A 19,619-nucleotide genomic window follows, 5' to 3' on the forward strand; every position below is an offset into this window, starting at 1 on the left:
TCTAATTCGAATTAAAAGAAAAGTCTTCGCGTAATTTTATCAACTTTATTAAATATTCTTTTTTATCTAGAGTTACTTTTTGTTTTCTTAACTCCGATAATTTTCTTTTTAACTCTTTATAATCTTGTTTATTATAATTATAAAATTTGTTTGTCAATAGGTTTATTTCCTCGTCTATTTGTTTATTTATAGTTTTAGATAAAGAATAGTAATTCAATTTTTTAGAGATTAAAAAAAGTGCCATTATTAATGGAAAGCTTAAAATTAAACTATAAAAAATCGTATAGTTTTCTATATCATAATTAAACTCATAAAAAGCCAAAGTGATTTTATTTAATTCAATAAATATTGGCACCAAAATTAAATATTTCCACCAATGTTTACAAGTTAGGTACCAAACACAAAAAATTATTGTAGTCAAAATCTTATAACTAAAATACCACAATAATGTATCTAACTCAAAACCAGTGCCCCTTAGATTTAAATAAAAAAACATTGTTTTCCATTCCATTACATTTTCTGGAAAAAAAGTATATAAATAGAACAAAAAAGGAGAAACTACAATAATCAGTATAATAACAAAATCACTAAAAAAGTTTACTCTACTATATACAAATAGTTTTTTCATATTTATTTTTCAGCTAATTGTTTTCTTAAACGTAATAACTCATTTTTATATTCTACCTTACTTAAAAGTGATTTCTTTTTTTTAAGATTTTTAAATTCTTCTTTCACTAAGCTATTATTATTATACTCTAAATCAGACAATATACTTTCTACTTCATTATTCATTTCATTATACAAATCAATATAATTAGAATAATAATTTATTTTTTTTGAAATAAAAAGAATAAACAAAATGACTGGAATTATAAATGGCAAACCTTGTAAATACTCTATTTCATCAATGACCTCACTTTTTTTATAAAAAGAACTAAACTTAAATAATTCTATAATCAATGGTACCAAAATCACATATCGCCACCAATGTTTACAAGTAACAAACCAAATTGACAAACTAATAATTATTAATAGTTTGGTACAAAACAACCATAAATATAAATTTGCACTTTCCCAGATACCTGAATCTATTAATAACCAACCTGTATCCCAAATTGGAGTATCTGGAGCAAGTTTATACAAATAAAACAAAAAAGGCAAAACCAAAATTAACAAAGCAACAACTACATCTTTTGTTTTTAATGCCTTTATATTTGCAATAATGTTTTTCATATCTAGTATAATAATACAAAAAACAGAGCATATTTTCTACAGAAATCTTTTAATTTTTAATTTTTATATAAATTAAATTTATTCGTAATTTGACTAACCAACTTAATTGGTACATATATGTCTAAACCTTTATCGCCTTTTACTAAGCAACAATTACTTCCGCAAGAAGAAACATTAGAGATTTTTAAACAAAAAGGGAATCTTTTTATAGGTATACCTAAAGAAACTGCTTTTCAAGAAAAAAGAGTTTGTTTAACTCCAGATGCCGTTTCGGCACTTGTTAGCAATGGGCATCGGGTTTTAATGGAAACTGGCGCTGGAGAAGGAGCCAAATTTAGTGATAAAAATTATAGCGAAGCTGGAGCAAAAATCACAAACGACACTGCTAAAGTATATGGATGTCCTATTGTTTTAAAAGTAGAGCCTCCTACTCTAGAACAAATAAACCTATTAAATCCGCAAAGCATTTTAATCTCTGCTTTACAATTAAAAACACAAAACAAGAAATATTTTGAAACCTTAGCAAACAAACGGATTACAGCACTTGCATTCGAGTTTATTCGAGACCAAGATGGCTCTTACCCAGCTGTGCGTTCTTTAAGCGAAATAGCAGGAACTTCTGCAGTACTTATTGCATCTGAGCTATTAAGTAATGTAAATGAAGGTAACGGATTAATGTTTGGTAATATTAGTGGTGTGCCTCCTATTGAAGTTGTTATTATTGGAGCTGGTACTGTTGGCGAATTTGCAGCCAGAAGTGCTATTGGACTTGGTGCAAATGTAAAAGTATTCGACAATTCTATTACTAAATTACGAAGAATGCAAACCAATTTAGGAATGACGATTTACACCTCTACATTGCAGCCTAAAAATTTAGCAAAAGCACTAAAAAGATGTGATGTTGCTATTGGTGCGGTTAGAGGAAAAAATAGAGCTCCAATTATTGTCACAGAAAACATGGTTGGTAATATGAAATCTGGTGCAGTAATTATTGATGTTAGCATTGATATGGGAGGTTGTATTGAAACTAGCGAAGTTACCACACATAAACACCCAACCTTTATTAAACATGGTGTCATTCATTATTGTGTTCCAAATATACCTGCTCGATTTGCTAGAACCGCTTCTATTTCAATTAGCAATATGTTTACTCCATATCTTTTAAAAATAGCAGAAGATGGTGGTTTAGAAAATTCTTTAAGATTTGATAAAGGTTTAAAAAATGGGTTGTACTTTTACCACGGAATTTTAACGAACAAATCGGTTGGAGAATGGTTCGACTTAAAACACAGTGATATTAACTTACTTATCTTTTAAATTTTGAAATTAATACAACGTATTGGTTATTACCTTGGAGGATTCTCTATTGGTTTAGTTATTCTTGCTTTTTTTTTAAACGGAAAAAAAACTTCATGTGCTTATGGTCCTGAAGCAAGAGTTATTAAAAACATAAACACAAAAACATTAGTCTATAGCGAAGCAATTGTTGCTCTTATTGCCAAAAACAAAGCAGATAGCACAACAATTAAAAATGCGCTTTTAAAAGGAGATGTAGATTTTAGCTTGAGTAATACAAGACAAGAACCTTGTGGTATTTACGCTATAGAAAGCTATATTAACGATAAAGAAGTAATGCTTACTGTAGAAAACTGTGATAGCATTGCAACCTTACAAAATATTAAATGGTAAAAAAAAGCTTCCTAATTAATATAGGAAGCTTTTTTTTAATTACCGAAATTGATAATTAATTTCTTATAATTTTCTTCGTTTGCTTCTTTCCGTTAATATTTACAGATAATACATAAACTCCTTTTGGATAAGTAGATAAGTCTATTGTTATTGTATTTTTATTATTAATTACGTTATTAACTAAAGATCTACCTAATATATCATGTAACTGAATTGCAGAAATAGAATTGTTTTGGCCTGAAACTTTAACAGTTACAACATTATCTGTAGGATTTGGAAAAACGGATAACAGATTAGCTTCTACCTCTTGATCTTCTGTACTTAATTGTGTTTGTGGATATTCTAAAACCCAAGCTGGAGGATTAGGATCTGTCATAATGCTACTGTCGTCCCAATTACTTGCAAAAAGTATTTTTGTTCCATCTCTATTTGGCACAGCCATGGTAGAGTGTCCATTACCAGGAGACACATCGTTATTATGTTTTGTATAGCGTTCAATAATTCCGGAGTCATCTAGTTTAATCGCAAATATTTCTCTAGACGCCACATCATGACTTGTACAACATTGCTCACTAACATAAGCCCAACCTGGTCTATCCGTATTTCTACAACTAATATGACCTCCCCAAATTCCTCCCGGATATTGAAATAAAGGAGTAACACCTTGCCCATCCAATCTTGCCGAATAAACATAAGAATCATTGTTCCATCCATTAGGTCCTTCATAAGCAACCATAACATCATTACCTGCTGCATCAATTCCTAAATCACCATGAGCAGTTATGTCGTATAAATGTCTTTCGTTTTCAAAATTCAAATCATACGATTTTAAACCTGCAGTAGGTCCAGAACCATCTGTTCTCCAAGAAACAACCGCAAAGTTTCCAGATTGTGAAACCGAAAACCAATCTAAATCACCACTAGATCCAATATTTTTTGTTCCTACAACTTGATTAGATTCTATATTATAAACGATTAAAGTTCTATCACTTCCATTTTGACCAATTAATCCAACGTATTTATCATCGTTAGATTGATTTCCCTCTCCATAACCAAAGTCTAAACTCGAGTACTCACTAAATGTTTTTAGTGTTACTCTTGTATTATTAAGTACATTAAATTTTACAAATTGATTACCAGGTGTTCCATACATATAATTAGGCTCTGTATTTGCCCATCTTCCATAAGAAGGAATATCTCTCCAAAATAAAAAATCAAAAGTTTCTCCATCCAAAATAGCCGCTGGATAACCAGCCAACTTAATTAAAGAACCGTCAGAATTCCATGTTTGATCTTTTGCATAATTGTGTCGAATTCTTATCGAACTTGTTCCAAAAACATTTTTATCACTTATTCTTGTTATTGTACTTCCAGATAAATCTTCTGTAAAAGATTCTAAATACGCAGGAAGTTCTCCTGTAGGAGCTTGATATGATTGATAATTTACTGTTGAAAGTATAACTTGATTTGGGTAGTTTTGGGCTTTTACATGTACACTACAGGCTAAAAACGCAACCAATAGTGCTTTTGTTAAATTTCTATTGAACAGAAATTTAGTAATTAAAATTTTCTTCATTTCAGGGATTTTGCTATTAATCTTTGACTAAACTATAATTTCAATTTCATTTCTAGGTTAAAGAGTCATTTTTTTCGATGAAATACATATAAAATGTAAGTTTATGCTTACTTATTTTATTATTTGTAAGTGTTTATCTATCATAAATAACAAATAATCAAAACATTAGACTCCTTTAAAAGATAAAATCAAAACCTATATACGCAAGATAATATAGATTGGATTTTTCAAAAAGGAAAAAAATTAAAAAAAAATAAAAAAACTTAAATAACTGACTATCTGTGTGTAAGAAAAATAACAATACAGTTTATATAGAAAAGAGGTATTTCATCTAATAAGTTTAAAGTATTAGCACTACAATCTAAAAAAGCACTATTTTTATTGAGCTATTAATCATGATTATGTATTTCCCTCAGTACCTAATCCTACAATCAAGAATTTCTTGAAAAGAAAAAAACTTGCTTTTATAATACCTAGCCTTAAAGCTGGAGGTGCGGAGCGTGTAGTTTCTACACTTGCAAATCAATTCATTAAAGAATTTGATATCGTTATTGTGGTTTTATACAAGTGCAAACCTTTTTATCCATTAAACACAAACATTAAAGTTGTTTTCTGTAAAGAGACTTACAATAGCGCACCTACTTTTTTTCAATCGATAACGAATCACTTCCATTTAATAAATACTTGTAAAAAAATAATTTCAAAGGAGAATTCAGATATCCTTATTGGTTTCACCACAATTGCAAATATATATAGCGTTTTAGTTGCTAAAAGACTTAGAATTCCTTCTATAATTAGTGAGCGTATTCATCCAAAATTTGGAAGCATTAGCAATTTTTGGGTAAAAACAAGAAAGCTAATATACCCTAAAACCGATACTTTAATAATACAAACCGAAGACATAAAAAGCTATTTCACTTCATTTATAAAAGAAAGTAAAATAAAAATTATCAATAATCCTTTAGCTGAAGAATTGGTAGCAAAAAGGGACCTAGAGGCAAAAAAAACGAATCAAATTATTTGTATTGGCAGATTAGAAAATCAGAAAAACCAAGAACTGCTAATCCGTGCGTTTGGTGCTATAGAAAGAAAAGATTGGAGACTTTTATTAATTGGTGAAGGAAGTAAAAAGGAAGATTATAAAAACCTTGTAAACACTTTAAAACTTAATGACAGTATCGATTTTATTGGTAACATAAAAGATGTATCTTATTATTACAATAATGCAAAAATATTTGTGCTTCCTTCTAACTACGAAGGTTTCCCAAATGCATTAATAGAAGCGATGTTTTTTGGTTTACCTTGTATAGCAACCAATTGTCCTTCTGGACCTTCAGAAATAATTAATGATGGTGAAAATGGTTTTTTAATTCCTATTAACGATCAATTATATTTAGAAAAGAAACTTTCGCTACTAATAAATAACACCGATTTACAAACTCAATTTAAACAAAAAGCAATAAAAAGCACCACCATATTTAAAGCCGATTTTATAGCAAACCAATGGAAAACATTAATTTATAAAATCTTACAATAAATGCAATTAGTTAATTTATTACCAACATATACAAAGCAAGAGTCTCAAAACTTTAGCTATACATTTACGGTTTTTACTCCTGTTTACAACAGAGCAGATACTTTAGAGCGTGTTTTTAAATCATTAAATGCACAAACTTTTAAGGATTTCGAATTGGTGATGATTAATGATGGGTCTAAAGACAACTCACATGAAGTTGCTCTAGAATTAATAAAAACCGCTACGTTTCCGGTAAACTATATAAACAATACAAATAACAAACATAAAATGGCTTGTTTTATGCAAGCAATTCAAGTCGCTAAAGGTACCTTTATTTTACCTTTTGATTCGGATGACGAATGCACAGCAGATGCTTTACAAGTTTTTAAAGACGAATACGATGCTATTCCAAAAGAAAAAAAAGAAAATATTAGTGGAGTAACTTGTTTATGTAACGACCAATTTGGAAACCTAGTTGGAGAACCTTTTAAAGAATCGCCATACTATAGTAACACCTTCAAACAGCAGATGTTACAACCAAATGCATCCGAAAAATGGGGTTTTACAAAAACAGAAATATTAAAAAACATTCAAGTTAATGATCGTATTTTTTCTCGTGGGTATATTCCAGAAGGAGTTATTTGGGAACTAATTGCCAAACAAGGATTTGAAACAAAATATATTAACACCACCTTACGAACTTATTATTTAGATACAGAAAACGCCATCTCTATTCAAAATCATAAAAAAGATGCTTTTGGTATGGCTATTTATTCTTTATCTATTCTTAATTGGTATTACAAAGATTATATATTTAAAAAGCCAACACTTTTTATTAAACGTATCTATACTTTATTAAGAGCATCGCAATATTTAGAATTTAATTTAAAAGATTATCAACAAGCAATTAAAAGTAAACTACTACGATTTTGTTTTACTATAGGTTGGCCTTTAAAAAAATTATTTTAAACTATTGAAATTAACCAACTACATAGAAACGCTTAAAAAAGCAATAAAAAACCCAACAGTCATTAATGTTGTTACGGTTGCTATTATTGCCATTTTTGTAAAAGGCTTAGGTTTTTACAAAGAGATTATTGTTGCTGGATCTTTTGGCTTATCGGAGCTTTTAGATACCTTCTTTATAGCTGCATTACTACCTGGTTTTATAAATGAAGTATTTTTAAATGCCTTTAAATCGGTATTTATTCCTAATTATATTGCCGAAAAAAAATCTACAAATCGCATTGGTGCATTTCAATCCTCAAGTTTCATTGTAACCTTAAGTATTGCATTAATATTTATTGGTATTTCTTATTTATTTACAGACGTATTTTTAGAAACATTTTTTGAAGGACACACAACAGATTACTACCGTTTAATTAAAATACAGTTATACTACTTATTACCATGCATCCTGTTTTGGGGTTTTGCATCCTTATTAAGTGGCTTACTAAATGTATACGACGAATTTAGGTATGCATCTATATATCCGGTTTTCACCTCTATTGCAATGATAATTTGCTTACTATTTTTTAAAGAACAGCTACAAGAAAAAGTACTCGCAATAGGAATGCTTATTGGTAGTATTTCGCAATTCGTCTTTTTATTAATAGTTGCCATTAATAAAGGCATACTAAAAATAGATACTCCAGATTTTTCTGGTTTACATACACAAACCATGTTTAAACAAGTTCCTGCAAAGGTATCTTCTGGGTTTTTAACAGGTCTTATTTCGGTTACAGATCAGTTTTTTGCTGCGCAACTTATTATAGGATCTATTGCCGCATTAAATTATGGTTTACGTATTCCTGCTTTTTTTACAGCTATTATAGTAATGGCTTTAGGCAATGTGCTTCTACCCTATTTTTCTAAATTATCTTTAACCAATAAAGAAGAAGCATTTAAAACCTTATACTATATTTTGAAAAGACTATTTATTGGATTAATTCTAGTTAGTATTGTACTTATCTTTTTATCCGATTTTATAGTTGCCTTATGCTTTGAAAGAAATGAATTTTCTTCAGAAGACACCAAAGTAGTAGCAAATATTCAACGTATGTTTTTAATTGGTTTACCTTTTACCATCTGCGGAAACATTATCGTTCGATTTTTAACGAGTATAAATAAAAATGCTTTTATGGCATATATTTCTTTTGCAACGGTTATCTTAAATATAATTTTAGATGTTGTTTTAATGAAATTTTATGGTGTATTTGGTATCGCTTTATGTACCGCATTACTACAAATGTTTAGAAGTTTAGTATATTTAAAATATACCACAAACCAACAAAAAGTTTTAGCTACATGAAAGAAATACTAAAACATACCATTCTTGCATTAACCATATTAAATCTACCAACTTTTGGTTTAATATCTTTTAACCCTGCTTTAGGTTCTTTAGCAGCAGCGTTATCTTTAGTTTCCTTAGCATTATACTATTTCTTTATTAAAAAAAGCAAACCTTTGTTAGCCTTACTTTTAATAGGAATACTCTACTATTCTATTTCTGGATTCAGTTTTTCTGGAGAATTAGAGACCTTTATAAAAGATATTTTTAGATATTTTTTATTTATTCTATCTGTTACAGAAGTTGCAAAAAACACAACAAATGCAGAAGCTTGTTTTTACTTAGTTATTGGTGCTTTGAGTGTTGTGTTAAACGCGTTGGTTTTTTCAGATGAATACGGTAGATATGCTGGTTTCTACATAAACCCCAATCGCGCAGGATTGGTTTGTATTTTAGGCTTTGCATTTACTTATAGATTAGCAAATAAAAAATATAAAATACTCGCGCAATTAATATGCACTCTGGCGGGAATTGCAACACTTTCCCGTTATTTTCTATTACTTCTATTACTTGTAAATATAACATCTCTATTTGCAAACAAAAAGAATATTATCGGCTTGATGGTTGGTGCAATTGGTATTGTTATAATAATTAATACGCCAGCTTTTAACCTAAATAAAGATCGATTTGATGCACTTAATAGCTTTTTTAGTGAAGGAGAAGTAAAAACTACTACTATTACTAGAGAATCAAGACAAGAAACTTGGGCACTTTATACAGATGCTATTGTTAACAATGCTATAATTGGTAATGGTTACGGGTCCATGCAAGGGCATCAAGGAGACACTTTGGGTATTAAAGTTGGTGTTCATAACACCTATTTAATGGTTTTAGGAGAAGCAGGAATACTTCCTTTTTTACTATTGGTGATTTTTTATACTAGTATGATTTTTAAAAGTCTGAGATACTTTACTACACATCCCGAATACCTCTATATGTCATTAATAATGGCATCCTATTTAATGGTTTCGCATAACTATTTTTATAACTATATCATTCTATTTTTTACTATTTGGCTATATACTCGATTTAGTATGGAAAAAGAAAAAAATGAAAACTTAATAACAGAATAATTATGTGTGGTATATACGGATCTACAATAAAATACACACCTTCACAAGTTAAAGAAAAACTTGCAAGCGCCGCATTTAGAGGTCCAGATGCGACACATTTCACATTTAACGGTAAGGACAAAAACATCATTTTTGGTCACAATAGATTATCGATCATCGATTTAGACCCAAGATCCAACCAACCATTAACATATAAACACATTCATATTGTTTTTAATGGAGAAATTTATAATTTTTTAGAAATAAAAAAACAGCTCCAAACTCAGGGCTATATTTTTAATACAACTAGCGATACAGAAGTACTTTGTGCAGCCTATTTAGAATATGGCGAAGCTTTTATAAACAAGCTAAATGGTATGTTTGCCTTTGTTATTTACGACGAAAAACAGCAACGTTTATTTGGTGCTAGAGACCGAATGGGGCAAAAACCATTTTACTATTATTTGGGTGAAAATGGTTTTGAATTTGCTAGTCAGATTTCCTCCATTCAACTACATAACAGCAATTTATCTATTTCCAGCAAAGCAATCTCTAGTTATTTAACCTGGGGAAACATTCCTGATCCAAACTCTATTTTTAACGAAGTGCATAAATTAGAAGCTGGCTACTCCTTTATCTTAGACTTAACAAATAATAGTTTCAAAAAATCACAATATTGGGATATTTCTAAAAACAATAATTCATTATTTACAGGTTCTTACGAAGATGCAAAACAGGAACTTTCCTATTTAATTAAAGACGCTTCCACTATTCGATTATTTGCAGATGTTCCTGTTGGCGTTTTTCTTTCTGGCGGAATTGACTCTTCGGCAATTGCAGCATTAGCTTCAAAAAGCACAAACAGTAAAATAAAAACTTTTTCTGTAAAGTTTAATGAAAAAGGCTTCGACGAAAGTAAATATGCACAACAAGTAGCAGATCATTTAAATACAGAGCACCATGTAATTGATTGTAATTATTCGGAAGGATTAGATTTAATAGAAAACTTTTGTCAATTTTACGATGAACCTTTTGCAGATGCTTCTGCAATTCCTTCCATGTTATTAGCAAAACACACTAGAAAACATGTAACTGTGGCGCTTTCAGGAGATGGTGGCGACGAGAGTTTTATTGGATATACGCGTTACAAATGGATGAAGCAAGTACAAGCACTTTATGCTGTCCCTTCTGGTTTAAGAAAATTCTCATCCAACCTTATTGGAAGTCTTCCGTATTACAAATTAAAAATGATTGCGCAAGGTTTACAATATGATTCCCTTAACGATTTATACTTAGGGATTAGCAGTGGAATTGATAATTCTTGGCTACAAAACACCAATAATTACACCAATGTTTCCGAAGTAAAATACTTGAAAGAAACCGATAAAAATTTATTAGAACGAATTTCAGATTTCGACCTAAAAACCTACTTAAATTGGGATATAAACACGAAAGTAGATAGAGCAACAATGGCATATTCTCTAGAAGCAAGAGCTCCGCTTTTAGACTATAGAATTGTAGAATTTGCTCGTTCATTGCCTACAGATTTTAAATATCAGAAAAACAATCAAAAACGCATTTTAAAAGATGTTCTTTATGAGCATGTGCCAAAAGAAATATTTAATAGACCAAAAGCAGGTTTTACTATGCCTTTTTCTAATTGGTTTAAAAACGATCTTAAAGATTTTGTGTTAGATACTTTAACCGAAGACACCTTAAAACAAATACCAAACATAAACGTAAAAGAAGTACAATTACGCATTAAACAACACATGGATGGTACTTGGAATAGATATCCACTAATTTGGAAATTATTAGTACTTAAACAATGGTTAGATAAAAACGGCAACACTTTTACTATAAAATAATGAGTAAACAAAAGATTAAAATAACATTTGTAATTCCTTCGCTAGCTGCTGGTGGAGCAGAACGCATATTATCTTTTGTTGCTAAAAACATAGACAAAAACAAGTTTCAACCTACTCTATTAGTTGTTGGTTTTGAGAAAGATACTGTATATGATGTTAGTAATCTTGAGGTTGTTTACCTAAACAAAACTAGGGTTTTAAAAGCTGTATTTGCTATAGTCAAGCATTTTAGAAGCCAAAAACCTCAAATTGTTGTAAGTTCTATTTTTCACCTAAATACGATAATTGCTTATTTATCTATTGGTTTTCCTAAAATAAAGTTTGCAGCAAGAGAAGCTAATGTTTTAAGTGTTTTAGCAGAGCATGATAGAGGTAATAGATTAAGTTTTTCAAAAAAAATTATTGTTAAAGCTTACAAACTCGTGGATTGTTTAATATGTCAATCTAAAGACATGCAAAATGACATGATGGCTAATTATGGGGTTGCACAAAACAAAACGGCATTAATAAACAACCCTATTACCTTTAATGCAGTACCAAAAACAGAAACAAGAAACAGCAATAAACCGTTACAAATTATTACTGTTGGCAGACTAAGTAAAGAAAAAGGACACGCTAGAATTATTGAAGTGCTTTCGAAATTAAAATTTCCCTTTCATTATTTTATGATTGGAGATGGAAATGAAAAAGAATATATTGTAGACTTAATTCGCACCAAAGGAATTGAAAATCAAGTAACCCAAATAGATTACACCAAAGATGTAGAAGGATATTTGAGAAAGAGTGACGTATTTTTACTAGGCTCTTATTCCGAAGGATTTCCAAATGCATTAATTGAAAGTTGCGTAGTTGGCACACCAATTATTGCTTTTAATGCGCCAGGAGGAATTAATGAAATTATTGCTCCAGGCAAAAACGGATTTATTATAAATACAGTAGATGAATGTGTTAAGGAATTAACCAACCTTAACAACAACTATTCATTTTCCCCTAAAACTGTAAACCAAATAGTTGTAAACAACTTTAATAGCAAAAAAATTATTAATCAATACGAAGAACTCTTTATTAAACTAACCACAACCTATGCTATTTAACTCTATTGAATATCTAATATTTCTACCTACAGTTTTTATACTGTATTGGCTGCTAAATAAAGATCTAAAAAAGCAAAATATTTTATTATTAGTTGCTAGTTATTTCTTTTATGCTTATTGGGATTGGACGTTCCTTTCCTTAATTATTTATAGTTCTTTTATAGACTATTATATAGGTATTAAAATCTACGAATCGAATTCCGTGAAAGCTAAAAAAAACTGGCTTCGACTAAGTTTAGTTTCTAACTTAGGACTTTTGGCTGCTTTTAAATATTTCAACTTTTTTACAGAAAGTTTTGCCGAAATGATGCTACTTTTTGGTTGGCAAGTAGATCATGTTACTTTAAATATAATACTTCCTGTAGGTATTAGTTTTTACACGTTTCAAACCTTGAGTTATACCATAGACGTTTATAGAGATAAACTAAAACCAACAAAAGACATTGTTGCATTCTTTACATTTGTTAGTTTGTTTCCGCAATTAGTTGCAGGACCTATAGAAAGAGCTTCTAACCTACTACCACAAATTGAAAATGTACGTAAGTTTAAGCAAAAATGGTTTCATGACGGTATCTTTCAAATTGCCGTAGGTTTATTCCGAAAAGTAGTAATTGCAGATAATTTAGGGGTTTATGTAGACTCTATTTACGCCAGTCCAGACATTCATAACTCGAGTACTTTACTTATTGCTACCATATTTTATTCGTATCAAATATATTTTGATTTTGCAGGATATTCAGATATTGCAATTGGTAGTGCTAAATTATTAGGTTTTAAATTTAACCAAAACTTTAATCTACCTTATTTTTCTAATTCTATTGCAGATATATGGCAACGTTGGCACATATCTTTATCCTCATGGCTCCGCGATTATTTATACTATTCTTTAGGAGGAAGTCGTGGCACCGCATTTATGACCTTTAGAAACCTAATGCTTACCATGATTCTAGGAGGTCTTTGGCATGGAAATACATGGAACTTTGCAATTTGGGGAGCAATTCATGGCTTACTACTAGTTACCGAAAAAATACTTTTCACGGCTTTTAAAATAAAACACACAGGATGGATTGGTTATATATACCCTTTCTGCTTAGTACTTGTTTCTTGGGTTTTCTTTAGGGCTAAAGATTTTGAAGCTGCAGGATTAATCGTGAAAAAATTAATTTTCTTCGATTTTAAAATTCCATTTATAGGAGATACAAATGCTATTGTTACTGGCTTATCTATGTTATTAATTGGTATGTCTTTAGACCTTTACCTGTTTCGATCTAAACAAGATTTAGAAACTTTAGGTCGTAAACTAAGCCCAATAAAACTTGGTGCTGCAGTTTCTGTTATCATACTTCTTATTAGTTTATTCTACTCGACATCTAATAACTTTATTTATTTTCAATTTTAAGTATTATGGATAAGAAACAAATTATAAAATCAGTAAAGCTTATTGCTTTCATTATTGTATTATCTTTTATTATAGATAAAGCAGCATACTTCACTATTACTAAAATTAGCGATACGGTTTTTTCTGGTCAAGCAATTGGAAAATTAAACCATTATTTATCGATAAAAGACACAACAAAACTTATTGTTTTTGGGAGCTCTAGAGCAAATCACCATATTGATGTTAAAAAACTAAAACAGTCTAGTTATAATATGGGTGTGGATGGTAAATTTATAGCATACAGTGCTACATTAATTAAAATGCTACCCAAAGATGTTAAGCAAACAGTTATACTTCATGTAGACCCTAATGTCGCATATAGAGAGTATTATAATAGAGAAGAAACGAAAACGTTAATGGTAAAATACCATACCAACGATATTATAAAAAAAGAGCTTCAAAGATCCGATTTAGTGAACCCCTTACAAGAATTTTATTGGTGTGTAGATTATAATGGGTTGGTTTTAGGTATTCTTAAAAATGCAATTTTTCCTAAATATGACTTAGAAACCTATTATGGGTACGACCCTATGGAAGTACACAGTACTCAAAAAGAAATATTTCAAAATATATTAGCTAGAAACGATAGTATTAAATGTAAAACGGACTTAAAACTCAATCCGTTATTTAATAGTTATCTAAAAGAAATTGACTCTTTTTGCAAACGTAACAACAAGAAGCTTATCACTATAACTACACCTATTTATATCGATAAATGTAAGAACGATAATATTGCGTTGACAAAAGTTTTAAAAGACTTAAACATTGAGTATCATGATTACAGTGATTTTTTTAAAGATAACAACCATGTAGATTACTGGGCAGATATTGCACACATGTCTAATGTAGCTTCTGAAATTTTCTCGAAAGCTTTAAGCGAAGATTTATATATTCATGATTAAGAAAAAAAATATAGCTTTATTTGTTGCTTCTATTGGTTTTGGCGGAACAGAACGTGTGGTTGCAAGGTTAGCGAGTGAACTTGTAAAACATTACAATGTAACTTTGGTGCTTATATACGAAAATATAGACTTACCTATACATAAGGATGTAAATATTATTTGCATGACCACAAAAAAGGAACATTATGATAATTCTTCCTTTTTTAAATTTGGCAGTTTTTTATTAAGTGCTTACAAGTATCCAAAAATCATCAAACAAAATGGTATCGATATTAGCATCTCTTTTCTAATAAAACAAAACATTATTAATGGATATACTAAAATGGTAAATCCAAAATTAGAAACGATAATTAGTGAGCGGTGTTTCCCTTCAAAAACCTATGGCAGCTTTGGGAAACAATTAGTGAAACATTTTTACAATAAAAACGGTTCCCTTTTCTCTAATTCCATACATATTAATCAGGATTTACAAAACAACTTTGAGTTAAAAATTCCTGCACAAGTGGTTTACAACCCAATTTATACACGTGAAGAAAAACCTGCTTTTCTAGATTATTCAAATTCTAAAACACCTTTTCAAATTGTAGCAGTAGGAAGGTTAAACCCTGTAAAAAACCAAGAGAGTTTAATAAAAAGTATTGCACTAATTAACGAATTAGTTTCCTTAAATATTTACGGAATTGGCGCGTTGGAAGAAGAATTAAAAACACTTTCAACATCATTAAACCTTAATAAAACAATAACTTTTAAAGGAAATAGCAATACTATAGACCAAGAAATAGTAAAACACCATTGTTTAGTATTAACATCGCTTTCGGAAGGTTTTCCTAATGTGATTCTAGAAGCTATGTCACTTGGTGTTCCTGTTATTGCAACCAATTGCATGTCTGGGCCTTTAGAGTTATTAAATGACAATGAAGAGGTACAAATTAAGCAAGGAGATTTTTATAAAGCTAAATACGGATTACTAGTAAATGTAAACGATAACAAAGGTTTAGCAAAAGCAATTACCTATTATAAAAACAATAATTCGGTAAGAGAAAACTACAGTGCTTTAAGCTTTAACAAAGCAAAACAATACGATATTTCTGTAATAGGAAAGCAACTAAAAACACTAATAGACTCGCGTGTATGTGTGGAATAAATGGCATAATAAGTAAAGACAATAATCGCGAAGCGATAAGCAATTCATTAAAAAAAATGAATCAGCTCATCTTTCATCGCGGACCAGATGAAGATGGTTTTTGCATAGAAAACCATAAACAAATCACTGTTGCAATGGCAATGCGAAGACTTTCTATTATTGACTTAAGCACAGGAAAACAACCCATTTATAATGACGATAAGAGCATCGTAATTGTATTTAATGGCGAAATTTATAATTACCAAACTTTAAAAGCACAGCTAGAAAACAAAGGTGTTATTTTTAAAACAAAGTCTGATACTGAGGTCATTTTAAGACTATACGAAACAAAAGGGGAACGTAGCTTTGCCGAACTAGATGGCATGTTTGCTTTTAGTATTTATGATAAAAAACGAAACAAGGTTTTTATTACACGAGATTTTTTTGGAGAAAAACCCTTATATTATTATCAAGACAAACAAAATTTCTTTTGGGCTTCCGAATTAAAATCTATCGTTAGCAATCTAGTTACAAAACCTCAAATTTCTAAAGAAGGATTAAACTTATATTTCCGTTTAACCTATACTCCTGCGCCGTTTACCATATATGATAAAATTTTTAAACTAGAAGCTAATCATTACATCGATTATGATTTAAACGAAAAGCAGTTCACTATTCATAAAATAAACGCGGTTAAAAAAGAAAAGCAAGATATCGCTTTCGCGGAAGCTAAAAAGCAATTAAAAAACCGAATGCTTCAAAGTATAGAAAGCCGTTCTATTAGTGATGTTCCAATAGGCACTTTTCTTTCTGGAGGAGTAGATTCTTCCATTGTAAGTTTAGGGTTATCTCAAATGAACAATCAAAAAATAGACACTTTTTCTATAGGATTTGATAAAGCTTCATTTGACGAAACAGACAAATCAAAACTAGTAGCCAAGCGGATTAACAGCAATCATCATGAATTTATAATTTCTGAAAAAGATATTGCAAAAAACATTCATGAAATTCTTTTAAATTTCGATGAACCTTTTGCAGATTCCTCTGCGCTACCAACCTACTTGGTGGCGAATAAAACAAGAGGCTTTGTAAAGGTAGCCTTAACGGGTGATGGTGGCGATGAAGTTTTTGGTGGTTATAATAAATACTATATTGGCAAACTAAACAGCAAGTACACAAGTATAGTTCCAGAATTTTTACATAATGCTTCCAAAAGTGTTTTAAACAAACTATTAAACACCAAAGACGATAATCGAGGAAAGCGATTTAAGCTTAAAAAAGCAGTTAATGCAATACATTATAATAACGAACATTATTGGAATATCATTTCTTTAGGTTTTTCGAACGACACGGAAAAACTTTTAAAACCGGATAGCATTCAGTTAAACACTTTTAATTACTATAAAGAGAAATCTGGTATTAAAAAACCAAAAACCGTTCATGAGTATCGCGAAATAGATAGACACATGAGTCTAGAAGGAGATATGCTAGTTAAGGTTGACAGAACAAGTATGCAAAATTCGTTAGAATGTAGAGCTCCTTTTTTAAACAAAACCCTTTGGGAATTTGCAAACAGTTTACCAGAAGACTATTTATTAAAAGGATATAGCAAAAAGCATATTTTAAAAGAAGCTTTTAAAGAAGAGTTTCCAGAAAATTTTTTAGAAAAATCTAAAAAAGGATTTGTGGTTCCTGTTGGAGATTGGCTACGTTCTGGTTTAAAACTAGAATTAGAAAGCTATATTGAGACTTCGTTTTTAGAAAAACAAAACCTTTTTAACATAGACTATATTAAGCAATTGGTAAAAAACCACTTAACAGGTAAAGAAGATAACAGCTATAAGGTTTGGACGTATTATACCTTTCAGAAATGGTATGTTAATTTGTATGTTTAAGAAACCACTGTTTTATGTAATTGCAATAACTTTCCAAAATCTGCATCATAATGTTCTGGAGTAAAAGCACCACAACCAGACTCGGCATGAAAGGTTAATTCGCCAAAATAAATGGTATCGTTTACGTGATAAAAATCTACTCGTAGATAACAAAAGTCTTTTGCAAAAACTTCACCTAAAGTGACCATTTTATCATATAGTTTCGGTTTTTTCACTTCACTACCTGCTTTATAAACCCATTGTAAATCCATTAAATTCCAATTTATATCATACAAATTTCGTTTATGGTTTTTCTCTCTATCAATATCTACTTGTGTAAAAACAAGTTTTCCATTAAAATAATGCATTTTATAATCAAAAGGAATGCCGCCACTTTTATCCATTAACAATTCCTCAACAACTACTCTACGCTCAATATTTTTGTATTGCCACTCTTTATACCTATAGTAATAATTAATATTTAAAAACTTAGACAGTGTGTTTTGTACATTAATCCAATTATGTTGCGTTTTATCTCTAACAATAATACCTCCAGAACTATCATGATTCGTTTTAATAATAAATGGATAATCTGGTAAGTTTTCTGGTACAATATCTCTAACGTTTTTTGTTTCTAACACTAAAGGAATCAGGTACTCCTCACCTATTTTATCTTTTACATATTCTCGAACCTTATATTTATCGGCACAAATGGTATGCACAGAAGTTCTATCGTTTAATTTTAACCATTGTAGTTTTTCGTTAAAAGTCTTTGGATTCTCTAAATCTGGCACATAGCCTAAATTCTTTATAAACTCACTTTTTATAACAGTTTCATCTGAAACTAAAGCATAACGAAAATATTCATACACGTTTTTAAATGGCTGAATAACAGCAAAACCCAATCGGGTATTATGATAGATATTAGATATAAATTGCTTCATTTTAAGCTTTTGTTTTTATCTTAGTTAAATCTAATAAGTTTCCTAATTCTAGATCATATTTTTCAGGATGAATGGTTTCTAAACCACTACCATGATGAAAAGTAACTTCACCAAAGTACACAGTATCTTCAAAATCATACACATCTATTCTAGCATAGCAAAAGGGCTTCGATAATTTTTCAGCAACACTTATCATTTCGTTTAAATTCTTTGGTTTTTCTAAATCTCTTCCGTTATCCCAAAGTATTTTTCCTTTATTCCATAAAGACCAAGTAAAAGGCAATAGTTTCCAATCGGTATTGTATAAGTTACGTTTATGATTGGTATATCGATCAATATCCACTTGAATCACTTCAACTTTACCATGAAAACAATGAATTTTATAATCAAAAGGAATTTCGTCTGCATCATTAACCAATAATTTTTCTGCAATAATACAAGGCTTTATATTTTTGTATTGCCATTCTTTCCCAGAATAATAATAGTTTTTACTAAGGAGCTTTTTAAAATGTTTTTGTGTTTTTTTCCAATTAACAACTGCTTTATCACGAACAATAATTCCACCAGAACTATCATGATTTGCTTTCATAATAAAAGGATATACTGGAAAATTAGAAGCAATTACATCTTTTGGATGATAACTTTGAAACACTAACGGAATTAAATATTGTGATCCAACAGCCTCCTCTACATACTTCCTAACTTTAAATTTATCTGCACAAGTAGTGTGTAAAGCTGTTCTATCATGTAGCTTTAGCCAATTAATTTTTTCATTTAAGGTTTTCGGATTGTTTAAATCTAACGATCTACCAAAGCGTTTTTTAAAATTTTGTTTTAAAAAAGTAGCATCGTCAAGATAATGCGATCTGTAGTAATGATGTATTTGTTCTACAGAATCGATTACAGTTTTTCCAATCCAAGTATTATGGTATAAATACTTAGCAATCTTTAACATAAATA

The 19,619-nt window shown here is 30.0% G+C and carries 17 protein-coding genes; 12 read left to right on the forward strand and 5 right to left on the reverse strand.

The genetic code is table 11. The features are described 5' to 3' along the window. Window position 1: 1 nt before the first annotated feature. Both ACVC3Y_RS11160 and ACVC3Y_RS11165 read right to left on the reverse strand, forming a co-directional pair. Window positions 2–628, reverse strand: a complete 627-nt coding sequence (locus ACVC3Y_RS11160) for a hypothetical protein (protein ID WP_452226930.1) — start codon at window positions 626–628, stop codon at window positions 2–4. Between the two features lie 2 nt (window positions 629–630). Then, window positions 631–1,233: a hypothetical protein gene (locus tag ACVC3Y_RS11165; RefSeq protein WP_452226931.1), complete on the reverse strand. Its 603-nt coding sequence runs from the start codon at window positions 1,231–1,233 to the stop codon at window positions 631–633. A 117-nt stretch (window positions 1,234–1,350) separates the two neighbouring features. Between ACVC3Y_RS11165 and ACVC3Y_RS11170 the strand changes: the two genes are divergently transcribed. Together ACVC3Y_RS11170 and ACVC3Y_RS11175 are read left to right on the forward strand one after the other, a co-directional pair. After that, window positions 1,351–2,550 (forward strand): alanine dehydrogenase, encoded by a 1,200-nt coding sequence (locus ACVC3Y_RS11170; protein ID WP_303423569.1) that lies wholly within the window; start codon window positions 1,351–1,353, stop codon window positions 2,548–2,550. Between the two features lie 3 nt (window positions 2,551–2,553). Next, a complete protein-coding gene (locus ACVC3Y_RS11175; protein ID WP_452226932.1) occupies window positions 2,554–2,922 on the forward strand; it encodes a hypothetical protein in 369 nt (122 codons plus the stop codon). Window positions 2,923–2,977: 55 nt separating this feature from the next. On the opposite strand, the gene ACVC3Y_RS11180 is transcribed toward ACVC3Y_RS11175, so the two are convergent. Continuing rightward, the gene (locus tag ACVC3Y_RS11180; RefSeq protein WP_452226933.1) at window positions 2,978–4,498 is read right to left on the reverse strand and encodes a T9SS type A sorting domain-containing protein; all 1,521 of its coding nucleotides are present in this window, start codon (window positions 4,496–4,498) and stop codon (window positions 2,978–2,980) included. Between the two features lie 442 nt (window positions 4,499–4,940). Here ACVC3Y_RS11180 and ACVC3Y_RS11185 point away from each other — a divergent pair, with 442 nt between their 5' ends. The 10 genes from ACVC3Y_RS11185 to asnB (ACVC3Y_RS11230) are packed head-to-tail and all read left to right on the forward strand — an operon-like array spanning window position 4,941 to window position 17,736. After that, window positions 4,941–6,035 carry a glycosyltransferase family 4 protein gene (locus tag ACVC3Y_RS11185; protein ID WP_452226934.1) on the forward strand — a complete coding sequence of 365 codons (1,095 nt, stop codon included), beginning with the start codon at window positions 4,941–4,943 and terminating at the stop codon, window positions 6,033–6,035. Beyond that, window positions 6,036–6,983, forward strand: a complete 948-nt coding sequence (locus ACVC3Y_RS11190; protein WP_452226935.1) for a glycosyltransferase family 2 protein — start codon at window positions 6,036–6,038, stop codon at window positions 6,981–6,983. Between the two features lie 4 nt (window positions 6,984–6,987). After that, window positions 6,988–8,325 (forward strand): murein biosynthesis integral membrane protein MurJ, encoded by a 1,338-nt coding sequence (gene murJ / locus ACVC3Y_RS11195; protein ID WP_452226936.1) that lies wholly within the window; start codon window positions 6,988–6,990, stop codon window positions 8,323–8,325. After that, the gene (locus ACVC3Y_RS11200) at window positions 8,322–9,437 is read left to right on the forward strand and encodes an O-antigen ligase family protein (protein ID WP_303423578.1); all 1,116 of its coding nucleotides are present in this window, start codon (window positions 8,322–8,324) and stop codon (window positions 9,435–9,437) included. The genes murJ and ACVC3Y_RS11200 overlap by 4 nt, the downstream gene beginning before the upstream one ends. Before the next feature lie 2 nt (window positions 9,438–9,439). Then, complete coding sequence (asnB, locus tag ACVC3Y_RS11205; RefSeq protein WP_452226937.1) at window positions 9,440–11,284, forward strand: asparagine synthase (glutamine-hydrolyzing); 1,845 nt, start codon at window positions 9,440–9,442, stop codon at window positions 11,282–11,284. Continuing rightward, the gene (locus ACVC3Y_RS11210) at window positions 11,284–12,378 is read left to right on the forward strand and encodes a glycosyltransferase (RefSeq protein WP_452226938.1); all 1,095 of its coding nucleotides are present in this window, start codon (window positions 11,284–11,286) and stop codon (window positions 12,376–12,378) included. Before asnB (ACVC3Y_RS11205) ends, ACVC3Y_RS11210 begins: the two co-directional genes overlap by 1 nt. Next, entirely contained in the window at window positions 12,368–13,777 is a 1,410-nt protein-coding gene (locus ACVC3Y_RS11215; protein ID WP_452226939.1) for an MBOAT family O-acyltransferase, read from the forward strand. The genes ACVC3Y_RS11210 and ACVC3Y_RS11215 overlap by 11 nt, the downstream gene beginning before the upstream one ends. 5 nt (window positions 13,778–13,782) lie before the next feature. Beyond that, on the forward strand, window positions 13,783–14,718 hold the full coding sequence (locus ACVC3Y_RS11220; RefSeq protein WP_303423585.1) for a hypothetical protein: 936 nt from the start codon (window positions 13,783–13,785) through the stop codon (window positions 14,716–14,718). Then, entirely contained in the window at window positions 14,711–15,862 is a 1,152-nt protein-coding gene (locus tag ACVC3Y_RS11225) for a glycosyltransferase (RefSeq protein WP_452226940.1), read from the forward strand. The genes ACVC3Y_RS11220 and ACVC3Y_RS11225 overlap by 8 nt, the downstream gene beginning before the upstream one ends. Further along, window positions 15,850–17,736: an asparagine synthase (glutamine-hydrolyzing) gene (asnB, locus tag ACVC3Y_RS11230; RefSeq protein ID WP_303423589.1), complete on the forward strand. Its 1,887-nt coding sequence runs from the start codon at window positions 15,850–15,852 to the stop codon at window positions 17,734–17,736. Before ACVC3Y_RS11225 ends, asnB (ACVC3Y_RS11230) begins: the two co-directional genes overlap by 13 nt. Here asnB (ACVC3Y_RS11230) and ACVC3Y_RS11235 read toward each other — a convergent pair. After that, entirely contained in the window at window positions 17,733–18,659 is a 927-nt protein-coding gene (locus ACVC3Y_RS11235) for an ATP-grasp fold amidoligase family protein (protein ID WP_452226941.1), read from the reverse strand. The genes asnB (ACVC3Y_RS11230) and ACVC3Y_RS11235 overlap by 4 nt on opposite strands. A gap of 1 nt (window position 18,660) precedes the next feature. Beyond that, window positions 18,661–19,614, reverse strand: a complete 954-nt coding sequence (locus tag ACVC3Y_RS11240) for an ATP-grasp fold amidoligase family protein (RefSeq protein ID WP_452226942.1) — start codon at window positions 19,612–19,614, stop codon at window positions 18,661–18,663. Window positions 19,615–19,619 lie beyond the last annotated feature (5 nt).

Source organism: Lacinutrix cladophorae (genome assembly GCF_053604645.1).

Bases quoted from the DNA above. Each gene is read 5' to 3' on its own strand.
- ACVC3Y_RS11160 (WP_452226930.1), bottom strand. From the start codon at position 628: ATGAAAAAACTATTTGTATATAGTAGAGTAAACTTTTTTAGTGATTTT.
- ACVC3Y_RS11165 (WP_452226931.1), bottom strand. From the start codon at position 1,233: ATGAAAAACATTATTGCAAATATAAAGGCATTAAAAACAAAAGATGTA.
- ACVC3Y_RS11170 (WP_303423569.1), top strand. From the start codon at position 1,351: ATGTCTAAACCTTTATCGCCTTTTACTAAGCAACAATTACTTCCGCAA.
- ACVC3Y_RS11180 (WP_452226933.1), bottom strand. From the start codon at position 4,498: ATGAAGAAAATTTTAATTACTAAATTTCTGTTCAATAGAAATTTAACA.
- ACVC3Y_RS11190 (WP_452226935.1), top strand. From the start codon at position 6,036: ATGCAATTAGTTAATTTATTACCAACATATACAAAGCAAGAGTCTCAA.
- ACVC3Y_RS11200 (WP_303423578.1), top strand. From the start codon at position 8,322: ATGAAAGAAATACTAAAACATACCATTCTTGCATTAACCATATTAAAT.
- asnB (WP_452226937.1), top strand. From the start codon at position 9,440: ATGTGTGGTATATACGGATCTACAATAAAATACACACCTTCACAAGTT.
- ACVC3Y_RS11210 (WP_452226938.1), top strand. From the start codon at position 11,284: ATGAGTAAACAAAAGATTAAAATAACATTTGTAATTCCTTCGCTAGCT.
- ACVC3Y_RS11215 (WP_452226939.1), top strand. From the start codon at position 12,368: ATGCTATTTAACTCTATTGAATATCTAATATTTCTACCTACAGTTTTT.
- ACVC3Y_RS11220 (WP_303423585.1), top strand. From the start codon at position 13,783: ATGGATAAGAAACAAATTATAAAATCAGTAAAGCTTATTGCTTTCATT.
- ACVC3Y_RS11225 (WP_452226940.1), top strand. From the start codon at position 14,711: ATGATTAAGAAAAAAAATATAGCTTTATTTGTTGCTTCTATTGGTTTT.
- asnB (WP_303423589.1), top strand. From the start codon at position 15,850: ATGTGTGGAATAAATGGCATAATAAGTAAAGACAATAATCGCGAAGCG.
- ACVC3Y_RS11235 (WP_452226941.1), bottom strand. From the start codon at position 18,659: ATGAAGCAATTTATATCTAATATCTATCATAATACCCGATTGGGTTTT.
- ACVC3Y_RS11240 (WP_452226942.1), bottom strand. From the start codon at position 19,614: ATGTTAAAGATTGCTAAGTATTTATACCATAATACTTGGATTGGAAAA.